Below are 2,912 nucleotides of genomic sequence, written 5' to 3'. Positions count from 1 at the left end.
CGTGGGCTCGGAGATGTGTATAAGAGACAGGCGATGAAGAAGATGATGAATGGCGTTAAAATTTGCAATAAGGCATAAAAGACAACATCTTCAATGCCGGCGCGACGCAAGCGAACCTTGAGAAAGTTCATCGCGAGTGAAATCGTCAATCCGATCAATGCTCCGACGATGAACATGTAGAAGAACTCAGTCGTTGCGCTTTGAAGCGAGAAATACCCTGTGACGACAGCAGCGACCGCATAACTGAACGCAACGAGTCCCGATGCGTCATTGATCAGCGATTCTCCACGGACGAGCGTCAGAATCTGTTCTGGAATCTGGACACGTTTCGCAATCCCGTTGACGGCAATCGGATCGGTCGGCGATAAAATCGCAGCTAAAGCAAAGGCAGCAGCGACTGGAATAACTGGAATCAACCAGTTGATGAAGTATCCTCCGACGATCGTCGTCAACAAGACGAGAATGATCGCGTTCCCGAAGATCGCTGTCCGCATCCGCCATAAATCTTCTCGTGGGAAGTGAGAACTATCGTTGTAAAGTAACGGTGCGATGAATAAGAGGAGGAACCACTCGGATTCGACCTCGATCGTCAAACCACTCATCAGGAGAGCGGCGACGGTTCCGGCAATGATTTGAATCAAAGCCGTTGGGATGAAACGGATGTAATGTCCGATGACTTGCGTCAATAAAATAAGCGCAAGCATCAATAAAATCAATGATAGTGTTTCCATGGAAGACCCCTTCCTCTATTGTTTCTTTCTACCTATATCCTAACATAGTTTTTTAATCAATCCTGTCCGAGCGCCTTATCGGACCGTTGCACAGCAATCATTTCTTCTGCTTGACGAATCAACTGCTCCCGGAGTTCGAGTGGTTCAAGGACTCGAACTTCCGGACCGAGCCGCATCAATTGGCGTCCGAGATACGGCAGTTCGGTTTCCGGAACCAACCATGTTCGTTCCGACTGAATCGGTAAAATCCCCTCTAGCAACCGTTCGCCTAATGGTGATACTTCCAGTTTCACCGTCGTCATCGGTACACGTGTCATGTCTTGTTCCAAATCTGAAAAGGTTAACTCGGTTGCTGGCAACTCATGAAGCGTCACGTCTTTGATCCGATCAACACGGAACTGGCGATACCCTCGATTCGTCTGTCCATAGAAGTACCAGCGATTCTGTTCGAACGATAAACCAATCGGATCTACGACGATCATGCGTTGTCCTTTTGTCGTCTCATACAGAATATTCCCCATCCGTCCGCTCTCTAACAAGTCGAGTAACGCTGGATTTTGCGGCGACGGTGGTGTGTCGACCGTTTGAAAGCGAAAGCGGTCTTTCCATTTTACAATCTGTTGCTCCGTCATTTTCGGTAACTCGTTCGCATAGCGTTCAGCGACTTCCTGTCGAATCGTACCGAATGGAAAATCGGGAATCTGTCCGACCCATTCCAGAAGGATGAATAAGACAATCGTCTCTTCATCCGTCAAGACGAGTGGCGGCATGTTCCGGTGCGGCAGCATCCAGTAACCCCCCGCTACGCCTGGTTCGCTGTAGATCGGATAACCATTTGCTTCAAGTACCGTCATGTCCCGTTGAATCGTCCGGATCGACACCTGACATTCTTCCGCAAGCATCCGTGCAGAGAAGTGCTCCCCCCGGTTTAACAAGCGGACTAAACGCCATTGTCTCGTATTCATACATTTCCTCCTCAAATAACGACATCTTTTGTCGTCATTATACGCTAAGATGAAGTCACACGATGCAAAAGGAGGAATTATGGATGTCACAACCTACGACCGTTCTTTATATCGCTTGTAGTCTTGACGGGAAAATTGCTAGACTCGACGGTTCACTTGATTGGTTATTTGCCGTTGCCGGAGACGGGGATAATGGTTATCAAGCGTTCTATGATCAAGTCGGTGCCGTCATCATGGGACGAAAAACATATGATGAGGTCCTGCAACTCAGCGAGACATACCCTTACGCAGATATTCCGAGTTATATCTATAGTCGGACGCAACGAACGTCTGAGACGGTCACCTATACGGATGAACCGCTCGATCAACTGCTTGACCGGATCACGCCAACGATCGAAGGTAACGTCTGGCTTGTCGGTGGTGGCGAATTGATTCAAGAAGCGTTGCGTTTAAAACGCATCCGCTCGATTGAACTGGCGATCGCACCCGTCATCCTCGGAACAGGCATCCCGCTGTTTCCGGAAGGGACGAATGAAACGAATCTTCGTTTGACAGCAAGTCGCCATTCGGGACAATTCCTGATGGCGACGTATGAAGTCTTGACTTAAAACAACAACAACCGGTTCGGGAAAGCGAACCGGTTGTTCGTTTATATCAGTCAGGCATTTTTCTTCGTTTTTTTCTCTTTTGGTTCCGTCCACTTGAAGATTTTATTCATGACGTTGTAAATCCGTTTTGATTCCTTCGTCATCAACGGTCCGAGGATGGCGAGAATCAAGACGTACAAGGCTGAGAATGGTGACAAGATGTCCATCAACCCACCAGCGATTCCGAGATTCGCGACGATGATCGAGAATTCCCCACGCGAGACGATTGTCAAGCCGATGTTCGAGGATGCTTTGTGTGACAAACCTGCTTTACGTCCCGCGATCATACCAGCCACATAGTTTCCGATGATCGTGATGACGACGGCACCGAGTGCGAGCCAAACGGCGTCAAGTAACATCGTCGGATCGATACTCAACCCGAAACTGAAGAAGAAGATCGCACCGAAGAAATCACGGAATGGGACGACGAGATGTTCGATCCGTTCGCCTTGATCAGTTTCCGAGAAGACGAGACCGAGTAACAACGCCCCGATTGCTTCTGCAACATGAATCGTTTCCGAGAATCCGGCGATGAAGAACAAGGCAGCAAAGACGACGATGATGAAGAC

At 48.8% G+C, this 2,912-nt stretch carries 4 protein-coding genes; 1 reads left to right on the top strand and 3 read right to left on the bottom strand.

The genetic code is table 11. The annotated features are described in order from the left end of the window. Both F8N00_RS17475 and F8N00_RS17470 read right to left on the bottom strand, forming a co-directional pair. A partial coding sequence (locus tag F8N00_RS17475; RefSeq protein WP_421018685.1) for a cation:proton antiporter occupies positions 1-731 on the bottom strand: 731 nt, incomplete at its 3' end. Positions 732-787: 56 nt separating this feature from the next. Beyond that, the gene (locus tag F8N00_RS17470) at positions 788-1,696 is read right to left on the bottom strand and encodes a helix-turn-helix transcriptional regulator (protein WP_421018684.1); all 909 of its coding nucleotides are present in this window, start codon (positions 1,694-1,696) and stop codon (positions 788-790) included. A gap of 83 nt (positions 1,697-1,779) precedes the next feature. Between F8N00_RS17470 and F8N00_RS17465 the strand changes: the two genes are divergently transcribed. Next, positions 1,780-2,304, top strand: a complete 525-nt coding sequence (locus F8N00_RS17465; protein ID WP_133207409.1) for a dihydrofolate reductase family protein — start codon at positions 1,780-1,782, stop codon at positions 2,302-2,304. A 50-nt stretch (positions 2,305-2,354) separates the two neighbouring features. Here F8N00_RS17465 and F8N00_RS17460 read toward each other — a convergent pair. Then, a partial coding sequence (locus tag F8N00_RS17460) for a cation:proton antiporter (protein WP_421018683.1) occupies positions 2,355-2,912 on the bottom strand: 558 nt, incomplete at its 5' end.

This window comes from Exiguobacterium sp. A1_3_1, from assembly GCF_048985645.1.
In the GTDB taxonomy this organism is placed as follows: domain Bacteria; phylum Bacillota; class Bacilli; order Exiguobacteriales; family Exiguobacteriaceae; genus Exiguobacterium_A; species Exiguobacterium_A indicum.
This window is presented reverse-complemented; position numbering and strand designations above follow the sequence as displayed.